The following is a 21,981-nucleotide window of genomic DNA, read 5'->3' on the forward strand; positions in this document are numbered from 1 at the left end:
GCAACCGCAACCCCAACCGGCATCGCTCAGACAGGCTTCAGGCAAGCTTTCGATGCCCCGGCTCCGGATCCAGCAGGCGATCGGCTCGGCCATCTTGCCCCGTTGTCGCAGCCTAGGGTTGCGGCCTGATTGGCTTCGTTCAATTCGATTGTAAAGAACTGTAACCGATTGTGCTGAATTTAAAACGCAAAAATCCAGAAAATATCCTGAAATTCGCTCATCAATTCTCAAAAAACTAGGCTGGCTTGAGACCAATCAATAGCGCCATTTCCAACCACTTCCAATAGCAATCAACCTGCTGAAAACCAATATTTCGAAACCATTGAAGCTGCGTTTCAACATCTAGCAATTGGTTTGACGGATCATCTTCTTCCAGTCGATAGCCAATGGCTTTCAAAAACTGCTCATGAAGCTGGGGCGTTGGCGAAGCCACATGTTCCAAGTTGGCGAAAATGCCCCCCGGCTCCAATCGTTGAAACACCTCTTGATAGAGCGATCGCTTGCGATCGTGGCTGAGGTGATGAATCGCAAAACTCGACACGATCGCATCAAATCGCCCTAACTCTGGCAAAGCTGTATCAAGGTTGTGGGCCACCACCGTCACCTTGTCATCGGCCACAAAGCGATCGCGCACCGCCGCCAACATCGTTTCCGAAAAATCCAGCGCCACGCCTGCCGCCGCCGGGCGATCGACCTTGAGCAATGCTAGTAATCGCCCATTGCCCGTACCCAAATCCAAAATTCTACGCACGGTTCGCGGCACTTGTTCCAGCAGAGCCGCTTCCCCTTCAGTGCGACGCGGAATTCGATCAGCCCGGGCCAAATAACTCAGGGCGTGGTCTGTGGATTGCCAACGGTTTACAGAAATTTCAGTCATCGAATTGATGTAACTTATGCGCTCAACTCATGCACCAAGTGTACACACCAGATTCATGCACTGGATTCATGCGTTGGATTACTATGCCAAAGCCTTTTCCAGAACTGGTTTCACAGTGTCCTCGGTTTCCAATTTTTGTCGAACTGGCAACTCAATTTGAATGGTGGTTCCTTGACCCGGTGCTGAAATCACTTGAATTTGCCCTTCGTGTTGCTGCACCACCTGATAGGCGATCGCCAAGCCCAAGCCCGTTCCCTGCCCGATCGGCTTAGTGGTGAAAAACGGGTCGAACAACTTACTTTGAATCGCTTCTTCGATTCCTGGGCCATTATCGGCAATGCTCAGTTGCACCCATTGGGAATCAAGAACTCGAGTGCTGAGCGTAATTTCAGGATGGAGGATTGATTCATCACTCAAAACATCGATCGCATTGTCTAACACATTCATGAAAACCTGATTGAGCTGTGCTGGATAGCATTCAACTTCCGGCAGGTCGCCATAGTGCTTGGTGATTTTAATATCATCCTCCAAGCGACAATGCTGTAGGCGATAGTTCAACATCAAAAGAGTATTTTCTAGCCCCTCATGCAAATCAACGGTTTTGAGATCTGCTTCATCCAACCGTGAAAAATTGCGCAACGACACCACGAGTTCTCGAATTCGTTCTGCACCTGATTTCATAGAAATGAGTAATTTAGGCAGATCTTCGATCACGAATTCCAGTTCTTCAATTTTTTCTTCCATATCAACATCAGTTTCATCTTGGGGGTATTTTTCCTGATAATATTTCACCAAATAAATCAGATCAGAAACATACTGATCGACATAGCCCAAATTGCCATAAATAAAGCTGATGGGATTGTTGATCTCATGGGCCAAACCGCCCACCAACTCTCCCAAGCTAGACATCTTTTCTGTTTGCACCAGTTGCAGTTGGGCCGCTTGCAAGTCTCGCGTGTAGTTTTCCACCCATTCAATCAATTGATTCACGGATTGGGCTAAGGTTCCCACCTCGTCAACGGTCGTGACATCAGCCCGCAATCGGGTGTTGGCATCGTGGGTCACCTGTTGGGCAAGGCTGGCCAGATCTTCGATCGGTTGGGCGATCGTGCGGCTGGTGTAATTACCGAGCAACACCGACACCAATAACGCCAGGAAAATACTCCCGATCGCCATCATTAGCCGAAAGTTTTCGGCTTCGCGCCGTTCCTGAACCGCGGTCAATAGTTCTTGATTAGCATCAATATTTAAGGATTCCAAAACATTGGTGAAAGCAATGAAGTTATTAAATTCTTGGCTGCGGAGGAGTTTGCCAATTTCCGTGTCGATTTTGGGCTGATTTTTGGGGTTACCTGCGAGCGGTTGAATTGCTTCAATGGATTGATTTACAAATCTTGAAAACTCTGCCACCACCGTTACATACTGGCTAAAAGCAGTTCTATTTTTGGTGAATAAGGGCCGATCATCCATGGCCATTCCTTTTGTCAACTCGCTGACAGTTCCAATCCGCTTCATCAAAGCTTGACCCGCCTTACGAAAGGCTACTGGATCATTGGTAAAGGGACTCAGGGATTTTGCAGGCAAGTTGGACAAAATATTGATTTGTAAATCCAGCAATCGCTTTTGATCTTCGCGATATTCTGCTAATTTTTGATCGGCGGCTGCTTGATAATGATTGCCAATCAAAATTCCAATTGAGGCTCCAATGATTGGAATGCCCAAAGCGATTAAATAGCCACTGGCAATTTTGGAACGAATGGCGGTTGGTTTGAAGTTAATCACGACTGCTTTCCACTGCTGAAGCTGAAATTGAAGCTGCTTGGCCACAGAAAGGAAGGATAAGCTAGAAGAGGCCATGGGGTTTTAGTAGAAATTTGCGTACTTAATAAAAGCTGAATTGCGCCCTGGTGTTCTTAAGAAACTGCGAATCTTTCGGGGTAAAGGAAAACGACAGATTAACGCTGAGAGAAAGTGACAGATTAAAGATCTAATCAAACATCTGATTAAACATCGGATGAAACGGCTGATGTCGCTCAGGTCTGAGTACAAATACATATTTATTTTTGTTATTAATTTTTTCTTAATTATCTGATGCTCCTGATCATACCGCAGTTATCGGGCCCCTGTGGCGAGCTGTTGTTCAAGTTGGGTTAAAGATACGGTTCCATCGCCGCTAGGTGTGGCAAGGAAAATCAGGAAATATCGTGGAAAGCCATGCGAAATTCAGCGATCGAGCTGCTTTTTGGGCGGTGGTGCGATGGGGAGTTTTAGCGATCGATCCGTCGAAATTGCTTGTCGTGATGTTGATTCAGGATTCGATTGCTCGCCAAACGCCATAATCGATCGAGGTAGCAGGCGGGAATGGACAGATACAGAACATCATGGGCCCCCAAAACGGTTCGTAGCAGTTCCCAGCCGTGGATGGTGGCGTGGTCGGGGCGCTCCAGATATAGCGGCACAAAGTCGAGGTGAATGGCCGCAGTTTCCACATCCATGCCACAAAGGGGATGGAGCGGAGTAATCAGGGTTCCGAGGGCCACCCACAGCCGATCGCCCGTGACCCCGCTGCCCAAGATCCGCCCTCCCAAGGCGGCCGCCGCAAAGGCCGGCGCAGCTAGCTCCACGGGACTGAGCACCGTTTCAAATTCAAAAACCTGCTGCATCATCATGGCCGATTGGGGATCCTGATTGCGCAACACAATCGTTAGTCGGGGGGCGATGGTACGAGCATTTAGCCCAATCTCCAGGTTAGCCAGTTCATCCTGAGTTGTGGTTAGGAGCGCTTCAGCACGCTCAACCCCAACGGCAACTAAGGTTTCTGGCAGGGTAGCATCTCCAATCACCACGGGGATTTGCAGCGATCGGGCGGTGGCCAAAAATCGATTATGGGGATCTTGTTCGATCGCCACCACTTCGCAACCTTGGGCCCGCAGTTCTCGGGCAGTTTTGAGGCCTAACCCTCCCAACCCGGCCACAATGAAGTGGCCGCGTTTGGGCAGCCGCACCACCTCCAAAACCTGCTGAAACCGAGTTCCCAAGATGTAATCGTTCAGCAGGGCGTAGCAAATCCCGACAATGCCAGCGCCCACCAACATCAACAGAGCGGTGTAGATTTTGAGGGCATCGGGGGCCCGATCGAGCATATCTTCCTTGCCGCCGGCCCCGGTAATTGTGCCCACGGCAAAATAGAACGCTTCAATCAGCGATAGATGGGTGTTGGCAGCCACGTCATAGAGAATGGTGGACACCACAATCGCCAGCAATAACACCACAAAGGCGATCGCCGCCGGGCGGCCTTGGTGACCCAATCGCCCCAAACCATCGAAAAAACTTTGTAGCCGTTGACGACGTTTTAGTTGGGACGGTCGGCGCGTGGGGCGCGTGGCCACAATCAGCCGATCGCCCACTTGCAGTTCCCGGGCCAGGCTGAGGGCGGCCACCAAGTTGGGGCGATCCGCAAATCGCACGTCGCCTCGTGGCTCATCGGGATAACCCTGGAGATCCCGGGAAAAATCGCGTGCGGCCTCGCGCTGGGTCTCGCGCTGGCCCTCTCGGTGTGGGTCTTCTGCTTCGTAACGATGGCTCACTCGATCGACTGGTGTAACCGGCAAATAGTCGATCAGCATCCGATCCCGATCGTCCCACAGTTCCGAAAGCCGTCGCCCCAACCAGGGATGGCCAAAATCGATCGCCTCTTCCCGCATCGGCCAAAGGCGATCGAACAGTCGCACTTGCCCGATCGCCCGACTGCCCAAGGCCGCAAACACAAACGCCGGAGCCGCCAAGGCCGACACGCTCAAACTATTGTGATCCGCCAAGGTGGAATCCAGGCGATCGCCCAACTGGGCGTTATAGAGGCGATGCACCACCCGCAAATTGGGGTTTAACAACCGCGCCTGCATCAAGATCGCTAAATTCTGCGAGTCCCGATCGCCCACCAACACCAGGGTTTGGGCTGTGGCAAGCCCCGCCGACAGCAACACCGCCGCCGAAGTGGGATCCCCCACCACCACCTGCGCATTGTTCATTCCCGGCAAAGGGCGATCGCTAATGCCTGTGACCGCCGCCCCCTGCTGGTGCAACAAATTAAAAACCTTGTAACCCGTGCGCCCCAAGCCACAAATGATAATTCGCGGTTTCATGGCCCCCGGACAGACAGCGGCGATCGCTTCGCACGCTGGGTTCCCGACCATCGAGTATGGTGTAGCCGTTGCCACCGTTGCTGTGTGCCAGACTACCTGTTGCGGACTGCGGGACTGGTTGGAAGGGATTGAGTCATCGTTTCTGTACAAAATCGACCCAAAAAGACCGACACCAGCGGGGCTATACAACTAGCAGGGCTATACAACTAGCAGGGCTATACAACCAGCAGGGCTATACAACCAGCAGGGCTATACAAGAGGATCTACACCAAAGGATCTAGACAGGAAAATCTACACCAGAAGATCTGCACAGGAAGATCCATACAAGCCATGCAAGCTTGGAACAAACTCCATCAGCCAGAGCCGCTTCAGGCAAGGTCTAGGGTTTCCTCGGGTACGGTTGCCTCAGACCAGCCATAAAAAGCCAGGGCACAGTTGCCATAGGTCTTGACCCGATCGCACCGGAGCTGGCCCACCTGAAGCGGCGGCTGCCACTGTCGAGGATTAAACTCAACGGCACATTCACCCGCCTCCGCCAACAATTGTGCCTCAGCCACAACCTGCAAAACCGATTCATACAGGTCACCGGCATAGGGCGGATCGAAATAGATGCGATCGAACCGTTGGCCCCGCAACCGAGCCAAGACCCGTGGCGCATCTCCCCGCACAATTTCAAACCGTTGGGGCGATCGGGCAATGCGTTGCCAATTGTCTCGAATCACTCCGCAGGCTTGGGGCAACTGTTCCACCCCCACCACCAAAGCCGCCCCCCGCGCCAGGGCCTCCGCTCCCATGGATCCGGATCCGGCGCAAATGTCCAGCCAACGACAGCCCCCGATCGCTCCTTGCCAAATTTGAAACAACGCCTCCCGCACCCGCGAAACAGTCGGCCGGGTTGTTTGGCCAGGTAGCGTTTTCAGCGATCGGTTACCGTAAATCCGAATGGCCATAGAACAGGTTAACGACAGCGAATCCTGAAGAAACATCTGAGCAGTCACTGGGGGGACTTGCAAAGCTGGCAAGTCGCTAAGAATTGTTTGAAATTCTCAATTTCCAGGAAGTTCCTGCGCAAAATTAGCACACAAAACATTGAGAAATTCATCGAAATTCATCGATTTATCACGGAGCGATCCCAGCTCTCAGGAAACTTCCCTATGCTGAAGGTAAGCCATTTCATTCCCTCTTAATTGATGGAGCCGGAGGTTAGGTTATGCAATTCTGGACTTCGCTCTCATCCTCAATGCAATACGTCTTGGAAGGCTTTGGTGAAATTTTCGCGCCCGACCACGACGACTATCCCGCAGTTGGCGTGCAGCCTTTTGAAGATGAACCCTATCTCGGCTCCAATTGGACTGAATAGCCCAGAGAGCTGATCCTCAAGGGTTAAGTTAAGCGTTTGGTCACCTGCCTCGCGCTCGTTGGTTTTTCTCCTCGTCGTGACTGAATATTTAGGGGTATTGGGACTCCTCTAGGAATGAGGTTCTTAATGGGTTCAGTGGCGATTCCTCGCCATTAATTGGCTGATTCATGTGGCTGATTCATGGGCGATCGACTGCTGAACCCGGTTGATGAATATCAAACTAAGCGATCGAGGAGCGTCCAGTTCCTCGATTTATTTTTTGTATCTTTTTATCTTTTTGTGCTTATTTGTGTCTATCTGCACCTGTTTACGACTATTTGTGCTTGTTTTTAGCTGATTTTTGCCCATGCCCTTAGGTCTCTTGGCGGGCCCCCAGTCAACCATCGCCCTAGCCCCCGGCCCGTTGCTCCATTCCCGAGGCTTGATGGCCCGAAAACCCAGCTCATAGATCTCAATGTTGGTTAACGGGGGGTATCAGATCGTTAAACTCTGTTGCATTCTCGTTATAGAAGCTTGGGGCACGCCCAGCCACAGGAAACCACCGTGATAGGATGACATCCAATCTTTGGGCGGCCAGAGCGGTTTTTGCGGTTTATTGCCCCCTTTCGCCTCTGCTTATCCGTGGGCAGCGCGGTGAATGATCCAGTCAGTAATCGACGGGTGATCCAACGGTTATCGGACAGTGACGGGTTAATCCGTTCAGTAGACGGGGACAACTCAACGGCGGCAGTAACCCATGTTAATCGCGTGGCTTTGGAGTCCAGAACAAAATCGCAAGCCTTCTCAAAGCTCCTCGCCTTGATTGAATTTTGAGTTCTGAATTAGACCCCTCTGTGAGCCGTTGGGCAGTGCGGTTGGATCTAAGGCGCGATCGAAATTTCATCAGGACGAGGGTGATGTCGAAGCCTCAGCCACACGCGTAATTAGGAGAAGCTGTTCGTGTTACGGGTTGCTGTTGTTGGCGGCGGGCCGGCCGGTTCCTCAGCCGCAGAAACGCTCGCTAAAGCTGGAATTGAGACCTATCTGTTCGAGCGCAAGCTGGACAACGCCAAGCCCTGCGGCGGCGCAATTCCCCTATGCATGGTTGGTGAGTTTGAACTTCCGCCGGAGATTATCGATCGCCGCGTGCGGAAGATGAAGATGATCTCACCGTCCAATATTGAGGTGAACATCGGTTCAACCCTCAAGCCTGATGAATATATCGGTATGTGCCGCCGGGAAGTCCTGGACGGGTTCATGCGCGATCGGGCGGTGAAGCTGGGGGCGAACCTGATTAACGGCACGGTACACAAGCTGGAAATTCCCAGCAGTGACAAGGCTCCCTACACCCTGCACTATGCTGACCACTCCGATGGTTCGGTGGCGGGCGTGGCCAAAACCCTGCAAGTGGATTTGGTGATTGGGGCTGATGGGGCTAACTCCCGGATTGCCAAGGCGATCGACGCGGGGGACTACAACTACGCGATCGCCTTCCAAGAGCGGATCCGTCTGCCCGAAGACAAGATGGATTACTACCAGGACTTGGCGGAAATGTACGTCGGTGACGATGTTTCCCCCGACTTTTACGCCTGGGTGTTCCCCAAATATGACCACGTGGCGGTGGGCACGGGCACAATGCGCGTGAACCAAGCCCGAATCAAGGAACTGCAAGCGGGCATTCGGGCCCGAGCAGCCAAGCGCCTCGAAGGTGGGCAAATCATCAAGGTTGAAGCACACCCGATTCCGGAACATCCCCGCCCCCGTCGGGTGGTGGGTCGTGTGGCCCTGGTGGGTGATGCGGCCGGTACGGTCACCAAGTCTTCTGGCGAAGGGATTTACTTCGCGGCCAAGTCGGCTCGGATGTGCGCAGAAACCATTGTGGAATTTTCCAACAAGGGCCAGCGCGTTCCCAATGAAGCGGATCTGAAGCAGTATCTGAAGCGTTGGGATAAGCAGTATGGTGCAACCTATTTGGTGCTGGATCTGCTGCAACGGGTGTTTTACCGTTCCGATGCGACGCGCGAAGCCTTTGTGGAAATGTGCGAAGACATCGATGTGCAAAAGCTGACCTTTGACAGCTATTTGTACAAGACGGTTGTGCCTGCCAATCCGCTGACTCAACTGAAGATTACGGCGAAGACGATCGGGAGTTTGCTGCGGGGTAGTGCCCTGGCTCCCTAGTCCAGCTTACTGAGACGAAGCCGGATCGAATTGAAGATTCATCAGCGCTCGGCCTTTGGGCTGGGCGCTTTTTAATGAGCAAATATTTTTAATGAGCAAATGAATGGACAAATAATTGTGATCATGAGGAAGTAGTCATAATCAAAGACCGTAGGGTGGGCATTGCCCACCTCATCATTGCTCCATGGTATCTACGATATGTCGCACCAAGTGTTTTGGGTAAAGGCTGTAATTCATGATCAAAAAAGTGTGGAGACCTGCTTAAAACGGGCCTCCACTGCATTGTTGCTGTGAATACAGCGATTGAATTAAGGTTGGAATTGCGATCGCAAGGATGCGCGAATTCCAAACACAGGTTCAAATTGAATGGGACGATCGAGCGGGTCGATCGGGGCCAAATCAACCTACAGATCAAACTGATTGCCGCGACGATATTGCTGATAGGCTGCGAAAAACAGGCCACTCAGCGTCACCAAAATCAGACCCAAGACAATACCGAGCAAGCGAGGTTCGATCACGGCGGATTCTCCTTCCCTAAATCGTCTAAAACATTAAGTCATTTTTAAAGCACTTAGTCAGATTCCAGCAGTGAAAACTGCGGATCTGGTGCGGCGGCTGTTCCCGATCGGGCAACGCGCCCTCCGATTTTACCGGCTTCTCAGCCCGAAAACTGATTCTGTCCTGAGTGGGCGAGTAGGGGGGAACTTCGGCGGCCCGAGGGCAACCTTTGAGCTATGTTATTAAATGAAAACTTTCATGTCGGTTCCTCAGCAACGCGATCGCCTTGGAAACGCCAGTTAATCAGTCCCCAGTCCAACCTTGGGCGCGTCGTACCCTTGCGATCGCGATACTCCTTGTCCTGTCCGTTTTGCTGATGGTCTGGTCCTTGGGCCAGTGGTTTCAGCCCATGGATCCCTACGCGGAAAGTGTCTTAGCTTTGCAGGGCGATCGCGATCGGGGAGAAGCAATTTTTTCCATGAACTGCGCCGTTTGTCATGGGGCTGATGGCGCGGGTCATGTGGGCCCCAGCTTGCTTGATGTGGCCAGCCGCAAATCAGAAGTTGCCCTGATTGAACAGGTGATTAGCGGCAAAACGCCCCCCATGCCTCAGTTTCAGCCAGCTCCCCAAGACATGGCCGACCTATTGCGCTACCTAGAAACCCTCTAGTGCTTCTTATCTGGTGTTTGAGTTAGCCGGTGGTTTAGTTGGTGGCTTAACTTTTGGTTTAACTTTTAAGCGAACGATGGCCGCTTTCATGAACTAACGTACCAAAACAAGGAAAATTGATTGTTTGGTGGTTCATCCGGCTTAAGATCAGTCTAGGGCTTGGAGGAGGTTTAACCGTGGAAGTACTGCATATTTCACAACCGGCCGTTGCCCAAATGACTGAGGAAGATGTGGCCGAGTTGGCGCTCCGATTGGAGCGGGATGATTATGCCACGCCCTTTGAGGGGTTGCGAGACTGGCACTTGCTGCGGGCGATCGCCTTTCAGCGGCCAGAGCTGGTTGAGCCTTACATCTACTTACTGGATTTGGAGGCCTACGACGAGTCTTGAGCCTTGCCGAGTCCCGTGGGTGGGTCGCAATGGCAAGAGTCAAGCAAACCTTCAGCCCGTGACTAAGGGAGTTGGGGGCGGGTTTTTGGGCCCGCTGAATGCTCAGGTGGAAGCGCGGCGGCGACGGGGACGGCGGGTTTTCGTCACATAGAGAACGATGAGTGTGCCGATCGGGGTGGCCGCAAAAGCGCCTGCCATGCCCAGGCTCAACAGGGAGACTGGGAAGGTCACCGATAAGGAAGCCAAGGCCCCCAAGGCTCCACCTACCAAGGCGCTGCCATAGGCCGCGACGAGACTTTTGCGCAGGCAACGCCGACCCAAGAGCCTTGCTATGGCACCAATGAATAGCCCGATCGCCCCCACGCCAATGGTTAGCGTCGCGACAACCAGAAGGGTAAACAATACGGGGCGATCGAGCAGCATGGGCGAAGGGGCTTGGGCAAGAAATACGGGGCAAGAAATGCGGGGCTAATTGGGGTTGGCGCTAATTGGAGTTGCATTAACGGGAATTAGCGCAACGGAGCTGCGTTACTCTTCGGTTTGAATAGGCAAAGTTGCCAGGGCTTGCAGCCATTCCAGCGCCGATTCAAGAACCCCCCGATTAGCCGGGAACGTAATGCGCGATCGGGCTTCTTCCGCTGTCAACCAAGCACTGTCTTGGATTTCCTCCGGTTGCAGGTTGGTTTCCCGATCCAAAACCCAAGCAGGAAAATAAGTCACCGTTTTTTGCACCAGTTTATTCTGTCGGCAGTAGGTTTCAACAAACTGCACATCGGTGACGGGAGTGCAATGTTGAATGCCGGTTTCTTCGGTAAATTCCCGAAGCGCTGTTTCAAGGGCACTTTCGCCCGGCTCCGCATGGCCCTTGGGAAACGCCCAATGTCCTGCCCGGTGCTGCACGAGCAAAAACAAAGCCTCTGCTCGATCGCCCGACTGGGGCAAATAAATCGGCACAATTCCAAAGGCTTCTTCGGTCACAGGCTGGGCATCCGTCGGCACGGGAACATCTCCTTGGGCGAGTGCCAATCTAAAAAAATTATCCGGGTCTGAATCACGTGGGTCTGAATCACGCAGGTCTGAATCGCTTGGGTTCCAATTGCCCCCAATCACGCGATCGCGATCCAAACCACTTGCCGTCTAAGCACGATCTCAACAACGCGATCTCAACAACGCGATCTCAACAAACAGCTTAACCAAAAACATGCTCTCAACAGCAGTTCCGTCCCTCAGCACCGCTGTTCGGTGAATCTTCGGTTGGTTGTTGAGCCTCGTTCAGGATGGTTGCACAGAGTAATCCAGCCCTCATACCCAGCGTTCATACCCAGCGTTCAGACCCAGCGTTCAGACCACATCAAATTGCGCCACTTGACCAAAATTATGGCGTTCTTGGGCGGGCGCAATGAGCCATCGATCAATCGTTTCTGCAAACCCGATCGGGTCATTCAGAAAGGGCCAGTGATTGCCGGGAACCGTCTGCACCGTCAGCCGCTCGCAGAACTGATGGAAATCGCGAGTTTGCCAAGCAAATTGATTCAAGCCCTGTTCCGGCAAAATCAACAACGTGGGCAAGGAAACTGACTTTTGGAAGCCCGCAATTCCAAGCACATCTTCAAACACGCGATCGCGCGCCAGCAAATCTAGTTTGCTACCCCAAGTACCATCATCTTTCTGTTCCAGATTTGCCGCAAAGGCCGCCGCTTGCCATGGATTCCACTCACGATATTGCTTGAGTTGCCGAGCACAGTCTTCCGCTGAAGTTTGATCCGGAAACGGGCCCGTTAGCTTCAAAAATGGCAGGGTTCGATACAAAATTGGGAAGCTTAAACGCAACCAATCAGGCATTTTGCCAATAAAAAATGGATCAACAATGACTGCCTGCTGAAATCGCTGGGGCAGATCCTGCATCCAACGGGTGGCAACCTTGCCCATCCAAGAGTGGCCCACCACCGTCACCCGAGACCAGCCCAGGTGATTACAAAGGGCTTCCAAGTCTTCAACGATTGCTTCGGTGGTGTAGGGGCGATCGCCCTTGCTGCTGTTCCCATGGCCGGGCAAATCCGGCGCAACCACGCCATAGCCTTTTTTGGCCAGCTCTTGGGCTGCTCCTTCCCAAACCGCCGCACAATCGCCCAGCCCGTGCAACAGCAGTAGCGGTCGATCGCTCAGATTTCCCCATTGCCAATAGGTCAGAAATTGATTCGATCGGCCAGGTAACCCCAACTGTTGTTGGTCATTCATAATCAGACCCGCTGTAATAGCTTGTAGTGCAACTTGACAAGGAACTCGATCACTTCAGCATCACCTCAGCTCAGCATCACCTCAGTCCAATCATGGGTCTTGGGTCTTAAGCACTTAGTCTTAAGCGCCCAGCCTTAAGCACTTAATTCTGTGCCTAGTCTTGAGCAATTCCCCCAAGACTCTTTCCCAGACAATACCCAAGGGCTAACCCACCATTCCTGATTGTTCTAAAATCCACCCTGGGTTCATTCTATCTAAAGACCTTCTATCTCAGAAATTTCCCTTGAGATCGATTAATCTCCAAGGCATTTGTGTTTTTTTGCTGGATTCTTAAAAGGTTAATGGCTCAGCCTCTTTCGCAGAACCATGGCCCCATGATTGCAGAAAAGATGTAGAGGTTGCCCCAGTGTTTTCCATGGAGCTACAACGAAGCTTGAACGAAGCTTTGTGGATAAAAAAGCACATTTTCTTCTCTAGCCTGCACCTAGGCTAACCTTTTAGAACAAAATTCTTGCGTTTCTTGGGGGGCTGAACGATCGGCAACTTCCTAGGATTCAGCATCCGTCGTTCCGGGGCTAGCTTGCTGGCCAGGAGTGGACGGAGCGAATTTTTTTTTGTAGAGTCGGTGACGTTATGTCACGTTGACGGGCGCTAACGCTCCACCGCCCATGCCGCCACGCACCTTGCACCGTCCTGCTTTGCCCCCAGCTCGATCGAACCACGGCTTCTCACTTTCCAAGCCTCCTTCCCTGCCCCTGACTGGCGAGGCTTCAGCGGACAAGGCCCGATCGCCCCGGGCCCTCGCTCGCGCCCACTGGCAATTGGCGGCGATCGCGGGGTTATTTGGGGTGGGGCTGTTGTCAGCAGAGGCGATCGCCCCTTGGTGGCAGCGCCCCCAGCACAGCGCCACCACCAGCCTTGACGCGCCTCCCAGCTCGCCCCCTGCCGAAATCATCGAGGACTCTCGGCGACAGATTGCCGAGTCGGCAGCGATCGTTCGTGGCCAAGCCGACCCAAACTGGCAGCCGCAGATGCGCCCTGTTCAGCCCTTGAACGTGACGAACTATACTGCCCAAGCTCAACGCCAAAGCGCCAACGCGACTAGCTATTACAGCAGCTATCAGAACAGTAATAGCTACACCAATTACCAAAATTCTTCAGACAATCGATTCAATTCTGCACAGCCAGCGGCCAACCGTCCTGCTAATCGAAACTCCCCAACCAATAGCCCAACTAACTCCAGCAATTTCAACAGCTATAGCAACTACAACAACAGCTACAGCAACGGTTACAACAACGGTAATCCTGTTCGTAATAATGGTAATAATTCCGGCAGCAATTACAACAGGAATATTAACCAGGTCAACTCCGTTGGGAACTATGCCGGGGGCTACAATCCCAACTATGTCAATCCCTATGGCAACTCGGGACAAGGCAATCAATGGGATCGATCGGGCCGTCGCACCTCATGGCAACAGGGTTCATTTCCCGTCGAGAACTTCCAGACCTATACCTCGCCCTTTGGCTACCGTCGTCGGGGGGGCAGCGTGGAGTTTCACAAGGGCCTAGATCTGGCCGCCCCCAAAGGTAGCTATATTCGCAGTTGGTGGGCCGGCCGAGTCATCCGAGTGTCTGACGGTGGGCTGTGTGGCACGGCAATCACGATCCAGTCCGGCGCTTGGGAACACACCTACTGTCACATGATGGGGCGGGTGGCCACCTGGCAAGGTCGCCGCTATTTGAGCGATCCCGATGGGGGATTACGTATTTTCCAGGGGCAAACGGTAACCACGGGGATGCGGGTTGGGCGTGTGGGCATGACGGGCCGCACCACGGGGCCGCACCTGCATTGGGGTATTAAATACGGGAAAGATTGGATTGATCCGGCCTTGGTGTTGCGAGCAATGTATCAGCAACAGGCCAGGAACTAGCCGAAAATTTTGCAGTCTAGTCCAGAGTTCATCTAGCCCCAAAAGAGTCTACCTAGCCAAGAACGCGCAAACTCAAAAGGGCGCTTCTAGGCTTCTATTCCCCTTGATTTGCCTTCCTGGATTTGTTTACCTGAATTTGGTGGGCACTGCCCACCCTACTAGCGTAGCTGCCTTAATTCGCTGGGTTAAATTATATGGCTGTTAACGCCACCCAATCGTTAGGTAGCAAGATGCTCAAGCCCCTTGTCTCCCACGATCTGCCAACGGTGGAATCAGGGTTTCAGGCGATTTGACGACGGGCCCTAGCGCTTTTGAGGAGTTTTTTGGCGGCGGCGATCGCGCCACTCAGCGGCCGTTAGGTACACAATGCCGCCCGTAACCACCACCATCAAGCCCATGGCCACGATCGATAAAACGGTTAAGGCCGAAGTTTCCACGGGAATCCTCACCAAAAATCAAAAATCAAGGGTCAAAAAACAAGATAAAGCCACTTAAACAAAACTGTCGATCGAGGGTGTATGAATCAACCCGATCGACAATCTTTATTGATCCCTGAAATGCATTCTTAAACATCGAGCTTCGGCAACAGACTTGGCCACAGCCCCGGGAACTTAGAAGCCGTTGCGGCCCCAAATCACCATCGAAATCGAGAAGGTGAAAACCGTCAGCAAGCCAACCCAACCAAGGGTGATGATATCCATGATGTCCGTCCCCTATGCGTTTGCGTCAAAATTTTCCGCCTTTGATGGTATCACCCGCAGGCGATCGGGGACAGCCTTGGCGCGACACTTTGCCATCGGCCAGACGAGCGCCGCAAAGGATCGCCTTTTCCAGATTGGTATCCGTCAGGTCTGCGCCGGTTAAGTCTGCGCCGCTGAAGTCTGTTTGGCGCAGGTCGGCTCCTCGCAAAATGCTGCCCCGTAGGTCGGCCTGGTTCAAGCGGGCATAGGTCAAAGACGCACGGGTTAAGTCGGCTTGGGATAGGTTGGCTCGGGTGAGGTTGCTGTCTCGCAAGTCCGCTTCGGTGAGTTCGGCCTGGTGCAGGATGCTGCCTTCGAGCGATGCGCTAACGATTGTGGCGCGGTTGAGGCGGGCTGCCTTCAGGTGGGCTTGGGCGAGGTTGGCTCCGCTGAGGTCGGCGTTGCTGAAGTTGGCATGGTCAGCACGCACCTGGGCAAAGCTGGCCCCAATTGCCCGGGCCCGGGTCAAGTTGGCCCGATCGAGCAAAGCCCCTTGTAAATCAGTTCCCACCAAATCCGTGTCGCCCAAGTAGGCATCACTGAGGTTTACCCCCGCCAAGTTGGCATAGCTGAGATCGCAGTGGCGGCAAACGGTGTTCCGAAACAGCCGTTGCAAATCCGTCAGGCTCTCGGCCCGTACCGGCAACGCCATTAACCCCCAACCCCACAACAACACCCCCACCATCAGCAACCCTCGCAGCACTTGGGCGGGGCGAACCCGCAACCACCCGGCCCGATCGATCCCGATCGCCCAGCAAGACAACGGGCGGCGATGATTGACCACGGGCCTCGAATCCAAGTCAGCGTTGGTCATTGGGGCTGAAATTAGCGGCATTCGTTCCTTGAACCTCGGTCTAAGACTGGTGGCTGCCCGCTAACGAGGGAGGCCGCGATAGCGTTGGTTGCGGTTGTGGTTGCGGCTATATTCCCGACCAAACACGAAGGTGGGCATATCGTCGCTGTGACCCATCACGATCAGCGTATCGCCCGGATAAAGTTGCGTCGATTGGGGTGGGTGAATGATGGTGTTGCCGTCCTTTTGCAGCAGGGCCACAACGATGAATGTGCCATGGCCACGGACTTCCACGTCCCCGATCGTCCGGCCATCCAAGGGGGATTGGGGGCGCACGGGCACTTCGTCCAGCTTCACATCCAACCGCGACAGCATTTCGCTGAGGGTGGCTCGGCCCTTGTCTTCTTCCAAAAAATAGAGGGCAGAGGGGTGATTCAAAATTTGAGCAATCCGCTCCGCCCCAATATTAGCTGGCAAAACCACTCGATCGGCCCCGGCCAGCTTCAGCTTGTTTTCGGTGCTGGCCGCTTCGCCCCGAGCCACGATCGTCATGTGGGGATTCATGCCCCGGGCGGTCAGGGTAATGAACACATTTTCCGCATCATCGGGCAACACCGTGGCCAGGGCCTTGGCCCGCTCAATGCCCGCCGCTCGCAAAACCGATTCATCGGTGGCGTTGCCTTCATAAACCAAATAGCCCAGATTGACACCCCGCTCCACCCGATCAGGATTGGAGTCAATCACCACGAAGGGCTGGCCCGTTTCCACCAGCTTGCGGGCCAATAGCCGACCAATGCGGCCCAACCCGCAGATGATCACATGATCTTTGAGGCGATCGATATCTCGACTCATGCGCCTGGCCCCCAGTAGCCGATTCATTTCGCCCTCGGCCAGGGCTTGGAAGACCCCCCCTACAGTGTAGACCGCCGAAGAAGTGCCCGCGATGATCACAAAAATCGTGAAGGCCCGCAAATGGGGGGTCATGGGGCCAATTTCCCCATAACCCACGCCAAAGACGGTGATGATGGTCATGTAGAAGGCATCAAGAAACCCCCAACCGGCGATCATGTAGCCCGTGACGGAGATGATGAGGGTGACTGCAAAGAACGTAGCCCCAATCCAAATTTTTTGGAACGGTCGTTGGTCGATCGGACGAAAACGGCGACGTTCAGACACCTGGAAGGAGGGGGGAGAAAGGGGAGGAGGCTGAGCGATCGACCCGATCGCGATCGAGAATCAGCACCCGTGCATCGTAACGGCTAACAATCGCAGGGAAAAGAGTCTCAAATTCAGGAAATTTTCAGACTACTTCCAGCCTAATTTCAGACCATTCTGTGGCGGTTGTTCAGCCAATCGTAGGGCGAATTCCACTTGCAATCAGCCATCCTGGACACAACGACAGGCCGATGAGGCTTCGCAAAACTGACAGGCTTTGTATTCCCGATCGGGATCCACGGGATATTCCCCTGCGGCCAGGTGGTGGCGCAACCGTTGCACCAAAGCTCCCACCTCTGGGTTGTCACTGGTGAGCGGTTGAGGCGAGACGAGTTTCGCTTCCCGCAAGCTGTAGTAATAGGCCTTGGCGACGGGGGTTTCGGGAGCCAGTTGGGCGGCGGCGCTGGCATAAACCAACAGTTGCACATCCAGGTTTGCTTGGCCGGTTTGGTCTTTGACTTTGGCTCCTTCAGCTTTGCCAGTTTTGTAATCAATCAGAACCAAGCCATCGGGGGACTGATCCACCCGATCGATCATGCCCTTCACCTTCAGACCCAGCCACTCCCCTTCAAAGGGCACTTCGCAATGGAGGATTGTGGATTCGGCGGGTAGAAAGGTGTCTTGCAAAATTAACCACTGCAATTGGGCCAGGAGTTCTTGGCGCTGGGCTGTCCAGGTGAGGTGGCGCGGCAGTTGCAGTTCGGTGGCCGCTTCGGTCAGCCAGGTTTCGAGGGCCGCCAACCGTTGCTCAGGGTCATTGAAAACGGGTGCTTGCCGATCGCGCTGTTGTTCTCCCAGTTTTTGCAAAACGCGGTGGTAAAGGTTGCCTTTGCTGTTGCGGGGCAAGTCGGCTTCGGTTTCTTGGGGTTCTTGGAGCCGCAGGACGCGCCGCGCGAAGTATTTGAACGGACATTGCCCCAGGTCGGTGATTTGAGAGGCGCTGAAGGTATGCCGATCGGGATCCATGGTGGCGAAGGAGCCAAGGAAACCGTGAAACGCCAAATCTTCCGGGCGATCGGGCTGGCCGCCGCGCAATCGTTGGTATTCCATTCGCCAAGCTCGCTCTAGCACTGGGCCGAAGGGATCCTGGGCCAGGTCTGCGGGGCGATCGGGGCGGGTTAAAAACCGCTGCCAACTGGCCAAAGGGCTGACATCGGGAACCGGCTCCGGCTCAGTGGGTTTGATTTGGGGATCGCGGAGCAGGGCGCTGGGGGATTGGGGTTGCTGGCCGTGCCACTGGGGATAGCTAAACACCAATTGCTCTTGGATGGTGGCAAAGGCGGCGCTGTTGTGGAGGCGTTCTTGATCTGCCAGTTCGGCAGTGCCAGCCATCGGAAACCCGGCTTGGGTGAGGGCGCGTCGATCGAACCAGTCGAGGGCTAGATCTGGGGCGATCGGGGCGGGCCACCAGCCTTCCACCATCCCCAGGGCAAATCCGTAGCGATATTGGGCCCCAATCAGGCTGGCGGGGCTGTGCAATTCCACGCCCCCTCGGCCGGGGTGACGGGGCACGGAAATTAAGCTCAACAGTTCCCGCAATTCCTGGGCAAAGTTGGCCAGGGTTAATGTTTCGTGGCTGGGACGGGCTAGCTCAATCAGGTGGTGATTCAGGCTGCTGAGGGCGTTGGCTTCACTGGGCCAATGCTGTGCGCCCGATCGAATCTCCAGCGATCGGGCACAGTCCTGCACCCAACTCACCCACTGCTCACGGGTGGCACTGCGGTGGGCCGATTGGGCCGGTGGGGCCAAATCGGTGAGATCAAGACCGGCATGAATCCAGGCCTTGGGGCGATCGGGGCGTAGGCGGCGGGCCGTTTCCCATTGACCTTCTAGGCGATCGCGCCCGAGCGGGTGGCGCAATAATTGCACCGCTGGCTCATAGGCCCATTGTTGTTGGGCCGCTTCCAGCAGGCATTGCACCCAATGGCCCACCCGCGTTTGCGTGAGGGGCACGCCGTACAGCAACCGCACCGGAACTTCAAATTCCTGCGCCACCTCCAACAGCTTGGGCCCGTAGCGTTGCTCATCGCGGGCAATCAGCACCATTTGGTTCGCCGGTACACCCTGATGAAGATGCTGTTTGATCTTGGCCAGAACCCAACGCACCTCGTCCTCCAGGGTGGGAAAGGCGATCGCCCGTTGCCAGGGTTGGCATTCGGTTGGGGAGGCTGTTGCCTCGGATTCCGCAGAGAATTCCGCAAAGAATTCCGCAGCCGATCGCACCGTCCAGCCCCGCTGTTCCCAGGCCGGTAGCAGCCGATGCAAAGCCGGGTCATCTGGCCACCAAAGGCAACTGCCGGGCCCCGCCAGGGCATCGATAAGGGCGATCGCATCGGGAGCCAAGTATCCATAGCCCCACAGGCCCAACACCAGGGGATCTACTGCGCCCTGGGCGATCGCCTGGGCCGCCTGTCCATAAATTTGGGCCGCATCTAGTCGATCGGCTGGTCGATCAACAGCTCGCCGCTGAATGGATTGATCGCCCAGTTGTTGATCGCCCCATTTCTGATCGCTCAGTTGTTGATCACCCAATTTCTGATCGCCCAATTTCTGATCGCCCGATAATTGCAGTGCTTGCAAATAAGCCTGGGCAATGGTCACCAACCGCCGCGCCCGATCGCTCAAGGTGGGTTCCTGGGCCGCCATCGCCAGGGACCAGCCGTTGTGCAACATTTCCCGAATCACGGGGGCGATCGTATTGGCATATTGACCCGCTTCCACCTCAGGCCAAACCGCCGCCACAGCCGAGCGCAAAGCTCGCTGACGCATCAGCACCGGAGCCAGGTTGCCCTCCAGTCGCAACCGCTTTAGGAGTTGATCGAGAGACTGAGCCTGCACCCCGATCGCCCGAGCCGCCTGCCGGGTAGGGGTCAGCACCCAATCAAAGGGGCCCCAAAGACCTTGGGCGATCGCCCGTTGCACCTGGGCGGCCTTGGCTCCCAGCCAGATTGTTCTTGAGGTGTTGACGCTCGATCGGTTCGCGGTCATGGACAGTTAGGGATCCTGAAATTGGGCAGCCTGCGGGCATGGGGAAAGTGATCGATCGCAAAACCTAGCGGCGACGGCGACCAGAGCGGCGCACCCGATCCCAGGTCGATCGCACATCCCGCAACGAGAGGCGACGACGGCGCTTGTAATCGTCGTCATCATCATCGTCATCGTCCTCCACCGCCACTGCTGGATTGTCTGGCGGGGCAGATTCCGTCACCGGCAATTCAGCGGGCGGCAATTCAGCGGGCAGTTGCGCCAGCAGGGTGCGGGCTTGGGTCGCAGAATCAAAATCTTGCTGTTGCGAAAACAGTTCCACGGCTTTGTTTAAGTCCGATCGGGCCTGATTGGCTTGGTCTTCGGCAAAGTGGATTACCCCCCGCAGCAGATAGGCCGTTGCCCGTTGACTATCCAAGGCAATTGCTTGGTCTAAGTCCGCCATTGCCCCGGCCGCATCGCCAAATTCATAGCGAGTTTCCGCCCGATAGAGATATGGATCAACAAAATCTCCCTTGGCGGTAATCGATCGATTGAAGGACTCCAGTGCCGATCGATAGTCTTGGAGGGCAATTTGCGCCAACCCTTGCCCCAACAGAGCCTCCGCCATCTTGGGGTTGTGAGCCAGGGCCTGCTGAAACCAAGCGATCGCCTCGCGGTAGCGTTCGTTGTTCAGTTCCTCAACCCCGCGATTGTTAAATTCCACCGCCTGCACTGACACGGTCAATTGCTGCTCAATCGCTGCTAGGTTCGATCGATAGGTGGCTAGCTTGCTTTGAATCACTGCCCCCGTCAACGCATCTGGCGGCAGACTCGCCAACGTTTGAATGGCCAACTGCCATTGCTGCTTGGCCTGTTGCCAAACGGCCGGTGGGTGGGGCGGATTTTGCACCAAGCGGGCGGCTTTCATGGCCGCATTTTCAGCGGTGTTCAGGCCCCGGGCGATCGTCAGCTCGCGGTTAATGGCGGCTTGCTGCTCTTTGAGCGTGGGCAATTGGGCTTGGGCCTGGTCATGGGGCAACAGGGGCCAAGGGGGGATCAATTGCAGCCAATTGATTTGCTGGGTGAGTTGTTGGTTGGTTTCCGCAAGGCGGGGAATTGAAGGAGCCGATCGCGCTTGGCGGGCCTGGGTGAGCAAGGCGGGCGATCGACCCAACAGCCAGCTCGTTAGCCCCCAAAGACCACCCCCGATCGCCCCCACACCCAACAGCAACACCAACCAAACCAAACCCGAACTGCCAGATTCAGACGTTGTGGTTGTGACCTTTGGCATGGGCGAATGGTTCGGCTCTGAAGCGTTGTGAGTGAGCCGATAACCTACTCACGGAATTCTATCACCGCCCATCGTGGATACAGGCAATATTTAGATGCAGTCAACATTCTTGATTGCTGTTCGCTCAATCATCAATCGCTGAGCTACTGAGATGAGTCCTCGGCAGTGATCACGGAGCTGAATCAACCATCAATCATTGAGCTAATTGGCGCTGAGCTGGTTGGTTAGTTCTTGGCAGGCGTTACGATGCCGATCCATTCGCCGCCATTGAGTCTTGTTTACTATTGAGCCTTGTCTAAATGGGCGATACTGGATTTGAACCAGTGACCCCTTCCGTGTGAAGGAAGTGCGCTACCACTGTGCTAATCGCCCGCGCTCAGTGCGTTTCCGCCTTTGCAGAATCAAAGATTAGCATGGTGATCGCAATTGCTCAAGTCATTTGGCAAAAATTTTTGAACATTTTTTGAACTTTCATTTGGAACTTGTTTGCCAATGCTCGCTTATCAGCCTTGATCGGGCAGTGGCGCAGGAGCTGAAACACCCTATTTTCAAGATTTTCAAGCGATCGAGGCTGATCGGGCGTAATCATTTTCAGGGCCGCTCCATTGGAACACCAATTCCACGGGCGATCGAACGGGGGCGATCGAACGGGGGTGACGCGATCGGCTGGTTGTAACCAAGGGCTGCATCCCCTTGCTTCCCACGATCCG

20 protein-coding genes and 1 tRNA gene are annotated in these 21,981 nt (G+C 54.5%); 5 read left to right on the forward strand and 16 right to left on the reverse strand.

Annotated features, from left to right (window positions below; translation table 11 throughout):
- Window positions 1–235: 235 nt before the first annotated feature.
- The 4 genes from VPK24_RS05325 to rsmD all read right to left on the reverse strand — a co-directional run bounded on the left by VPK24_RS05325 (window position 236) and on the right by rsmD (window position 5,969).
- The gene (locus tag VPK24_RS05325) at window positions 236–877 is read right to left on the reverse strand and encodes a class I SAM-dependent methyltransferase (protein WP_393011071.1); all 642 of its coding nucleotides are present in this window, start codon (window positions 875–877) and stop codon (window positions 236–238) included.
- 81 nt (window positions 878–958) lie between these two features.
- Window positions 959–2,734, reverse strand: coding sequence for a sensor histidine kinase (locus VPK24_RS05330; protein WP_393011073.1), 1,776 nt, complete (start codon window positions 2,732–2,734; stop codon window positions 959–961).
- Window positions 2,735–3,144: 410 nt separating this feature from the next.
- On the reverse strand, window positions 3,145–5,019 hold the full coding sequence (locus VPK24_RS05335; RefSeq protein ID WP_393011075.1) for a potassium channel family protein: 1,875 nt from the start codon (window positions 5,017–5,019) through the stop codon (window positions 3,145–3,147).
- Window positions 5,020–5,387: 368 nt separating this feature from the next.
- Window positions 5,388–5,969 carry a 16S rRNA (guanine(966)-N(2))-methyltransferase RsmD gene (rsmD, locus tag VPK24_RS05340; RefSeq protein ID WP_393011077.1) on the reverse strand — a complete coding sequence of 194 codons (582 nt, stop codon included), beginning with the start codon at window positions 5,967–5,969 and terminating at the stop codon, window positions 5,388–5,390.
- Window positions 5,970–6,229: 260 nt separating this feature from the next.
- Here rsmD and VPK24_RS05345 point away from each other — a divergent pair, with 260 nt between their 5' ends.
- Both VPK24_RS05345 and chlP read left to right on the forward strand, forming a co-directional pair.
- Window positions 6,230–6,379: an isochorismate synthase gene (locus VPK24_RS05345; protein ID WP_099531561.1), complete on the forward strand. Its 150-nt coding sequence runs from the start codon at window positions 6,230–6,232 to the stop codon at window positions 6,377–6,379.
- Window positions 6,380–7,318: 939 nt separating this feature from the next.
- Entirely contained in the window at window positions 7,319–8,539 is a 1,221-nt protein-coding gene (chlP, locus tag VPK24_RS05350; RefSeq protein WP_393011079.1) for a geranylgeranyl reductase, read from the forward strand.
- Window positions 8,540–8,943: 404 nt separating this feature from the next.
- On the opposite strand, the gene petG is transcribed toward chlP, so the two are convergent.
- Complete coding sequence (gene petG / locus VPK24_RS05355; protein ID WP_099531563.1) at window positions 8,944–9,057, reverse strand: cytochrome b6-f complex subunit V; 114 nt, start codon at window positions 9,055–9,057, stop codon at window positions 8,944–8,946.
- 356 nt (window positions 9,058–9,413) lie between these two features.
- Between petG and VPK24_RS05360 the strand changes: the two genes are divergently transcribed.
- Window positions 9,414–9,707 carry a c-type cytochrome gene (locus VPK24_RS05360; RefSeq protein WP_393011081.1) on the forward strand — a complete coding sequence of 98 codons (294 nt, stop codon included), beginning with the start codon at window positions 9,414–9,416 and terminating at the stop codon, window positions 9,705–9,707.
- Between the two features lie 215 nt (window positions 9,708–9,922).
- Window positions 9,923–10,096: a protein IsiD gene (gene isiD / locus VPK24_RS05365; RefSeq protein WP_393011207.1), complete on the forward strand. Its 174-nt coding sequence runs from the start codon at window positions 9,923–9,925 to the stop codon at window positions 10,094–10,096.
- A 102-nt stretch (window positions 10,097–10,198) separates the two neighbouring features.
- On the opposite strand, the gene VPK24_RS05370 is transcribed toward isiD, so the two are convergent.
- The 3 genes from VPK24_RS05370 to VPK24_RS05380 all read right to left on the reverse strand — a co-directional run bounded on the left by VPK24_RS05370 (window position 10,199) and on the right by VPK24_RS05380 (window position 12,334).
- On the reverse strand, window positions 10,199–10,519 hold the full coding sequence (locus VPK24_RS05370; protein WP_393011083.1) for a hypothetical protein: 321 nt from the start codon (window positions 10,517–10,519) through the stop codon (window positions 10,199–10,201).
- Window positions 10,520–10,624: 105 nt separating this feature from the next.
- The gene (locus VPK24_RS05375) at window positions 10,625–11,095 is read right to left on the reverse strand and encodes a bis(5'-nucleosyl)-tetraphosphatase (RefSeq protein ID WP_199291319.1); all 471 of its coding nucleotides are present in this window, start codon (window positions 11,093–11,095) and stop codon (window positions 10,625–10,627) included.
- Between the two features lie 342 nt (window positions 11,096–11,437).
- Window positions 11,438–12,334, reverse strand: coding sequence for an alpha/beta fold hydrolase (locus VPK24_RS05380; protein WP_190529893.1), 897 nt, complete (start codon window positions 12,332–12,334; stop codon window positions 11,438–11,440).
- A gap of 1,352 nt (window positions 12,335–13,686) precedes the next feature.
- Here VPK24_RS05380 and VPK24_RS05385 point away from each other — a divergent pair.
- Window positions 13,687–14,265 carry a M23 family metallopeptidase gene (locus VPK24_RS05385; RefSeq protein WP_370567064.1) on the forward strand — a complete coding sequence of 193 codons (579 nt, stop codon included), beginning with the start codon at window positions 13,687–13,689 and terminating at the stop codon, window positions 14,263–14,265.
- A gap of 302 nt (window positions 14,266–14,567) precedes the next feature.
- Here VPK24_RS05385 and VPK24_RS05390 read toward each other — a convergent pair whose 3' ends face one another.
- The 8 genes from VPK24_RS05390 to VPK24_RS05425 all read right to left on the reverse strand — a co-directional run bounded on the left by VPK24_RS05390 (window position 14,568) and on the right by VPK24_RS05425 (window position 21,951).
- On the reverse strand, window positions 14,568–14,702 hold the full coding sequence (locus VPK24_RS05390; RefSeq protein WP_255407478.1) for a hypothetical protein: 135 nt from the start codon (window positions 14,700–14,702) through the stop codon (window positions 14,568–14,570).
- A gap of 174 nt (window positions 14,703–14,876) precedes the next feature.
- Window positions 14,877–14,966: a cytochrome b6-f complex subunit PetN gene (gene petN, locus VPK24_RS05395; RefSeq protein WP_099531567.1), complete on the reverse strand. Its 90-nt coding sequence runs from the start codon at window positions 14,964–14,966 to the stop codon at window positions 14,877–14,879.
- Window positions 14,967–14,991: 25 nt separating this feature from the next.
- Entirely contained in the window at window positions 14,992–15,789 is a 798-nt protein-coding gene (locus tag VPK24_RS05400) for a pentapeptide repeat-containing protein (protein ID WP_393011087.1), read from the reverse strand.
- A 90-nt stretch (window positions 15,790–15,879) separates the two neighbouring features.
- Window positions 15,880–16,974 (reverse strand): potassium channel family protein, encoded by a 1,095-nt coding sequence (locus VPK24_RS05405; RefSeq protein WP_393011089.1) that lies wholly within the window; start codon window positions 16,972–16,974, stop codon window positions 15,880–15,882.
- A 201-nt stretch (window positions 16,975–17,175) separates the two neighbouring features.
- Entirely contained in the window at window positions 17,176–20,001 is a 2,826-nt protein-coding gene (locus VPK24_RS05410) for a PD-(D/E)XK nuclease family protein (RefSeq protein WP_393011091.1), read from the reverse strand.
- A 64-nt stretch (window positions 20,002–20,065) separates the two neighbouring features.
- Complete coding sequence (locus VPK24_RS05415; protein WP_393011093.1) at window positions 20,066–21,271, reverse strand: tetratricopeptide repeat protein; 1,206 nt, start codon at window positions 21,269–21,271, stop codon at window positions 20,066–20,068.
- A 300-nt stretch (window positions 21,272–21,571) separates the two neighbouring features.
- A tRNA-Val gene (locus VPK24_RS05420) sits at window positions 21,572–21,643 on the reverse strand.
- 185 nt (window positions 21,644–21,828) lie between these two features.
- Window positions 21,829–21,951, reverse strand: coding sequence for a hypothetical protein (locus VPK24_RS05425; RefSeq protein ID WP_393011095.1), 123 nt, complete (start codon window positions 21,949–21,951; stop codon window positions 21,829–21,831).
- Between the last annotated feature and the right edge of the window lie 30 nt (window positions 21,952–21,981).

Origin of the sequence: Limnothrix redekei LRLZ20PSL1 (assembly GCF_043235035.1) — a bacterium.
GTDB lineage: Bacteria > Cyanobacteriota > Cyanobacteriia > CACIAM-69d > CACIAM-69d > CACIAM-69d.

Bases quoted from the DNA above. Each gene is read 5' to 3' on its own strand.
- VPK24_RS05325 (WP_393011071.1), bottom strand. From the start codon at position 877: ATGACTGAAATTTCTGTAAACCGTTGGCAATCCACAGACCACGCCCTG.
- VPK24_RS05330 (WP_393011073.1), bottom strand. From the start codon at position 2,734: ATGGCCTCTTCTAGCTTATCCTTCCTTTCTGTGGCCAAGCAGCTTCAA.
- VPK24_RS05335 (WP_393011075.1), bottom strand. From the start codon at position 5,019: ATGAAACCGCGAATTATCATTTGTGGCTTGGGGCGCACGGGTTACAAG.
- rsmD (WP_393011077.1), bottom strand. From the start codon at position 5,969: ATGGCCATTCGGATTTACGGTAACCGATCGCTGAAAACGCTACCTGGC.
- VPK24_RS05345 (WP_099531561.1), top strand. From the start codon at position 6,230: ATGCAATTCTGGACTTCGCTCTCATCCTCAATGCAATACGTCTTGGAA.
- VPK24_RS05360 (WP_393011081.1), top strand. From the start codon at position 9,414: ATGGTCTGGTCCTTGGGCCAGTGGTTTCAGCCCATGGATCCCTACGCG.
- isiD (WP_393011207.1), top strand. From the start codon at position 9,923: ATGACTGAGGAAGATGTGGCCGAGTTGGCGCTCCGATTGGAGCGGGAT.
- VPK24_RS05370 (WP_393011083.1), bottom strand. From the start codon at position 10,519: ATGCTGCTCGATCGCCCCGTATTGTTTACCCTTCTGGTTGTCGCGACG.
- VPK24_RS05380 (WP_190529893.1), bottom strand. From the start codon at position 12,334: ATGAATGACCAACAACAGTTGGGGTTACCTGGCCGATCGAATCAATTT.
- petN (WP_099531567.1), bottom strand. From the start codon at position 14,966: ATGGATATCATCACCCTTGGTTGGGTTGGCTTGCTGACGGTTTTCACC.
- VPK24_RS05410 (WP_393011091.1), bottom strand. From the start codon at position 20,001: ATGACCGCGAACCGATCGAGCGTCAACACCTCAAGAACAATCTGGCTG.
- VPK24_RS05415 (WP_393011093.1), bottom strand. From the start codon at position 21,271: ATGCCAAAGGTCACAACCACAACGTCTGAATCTGGCAGTTCGGGTTTG.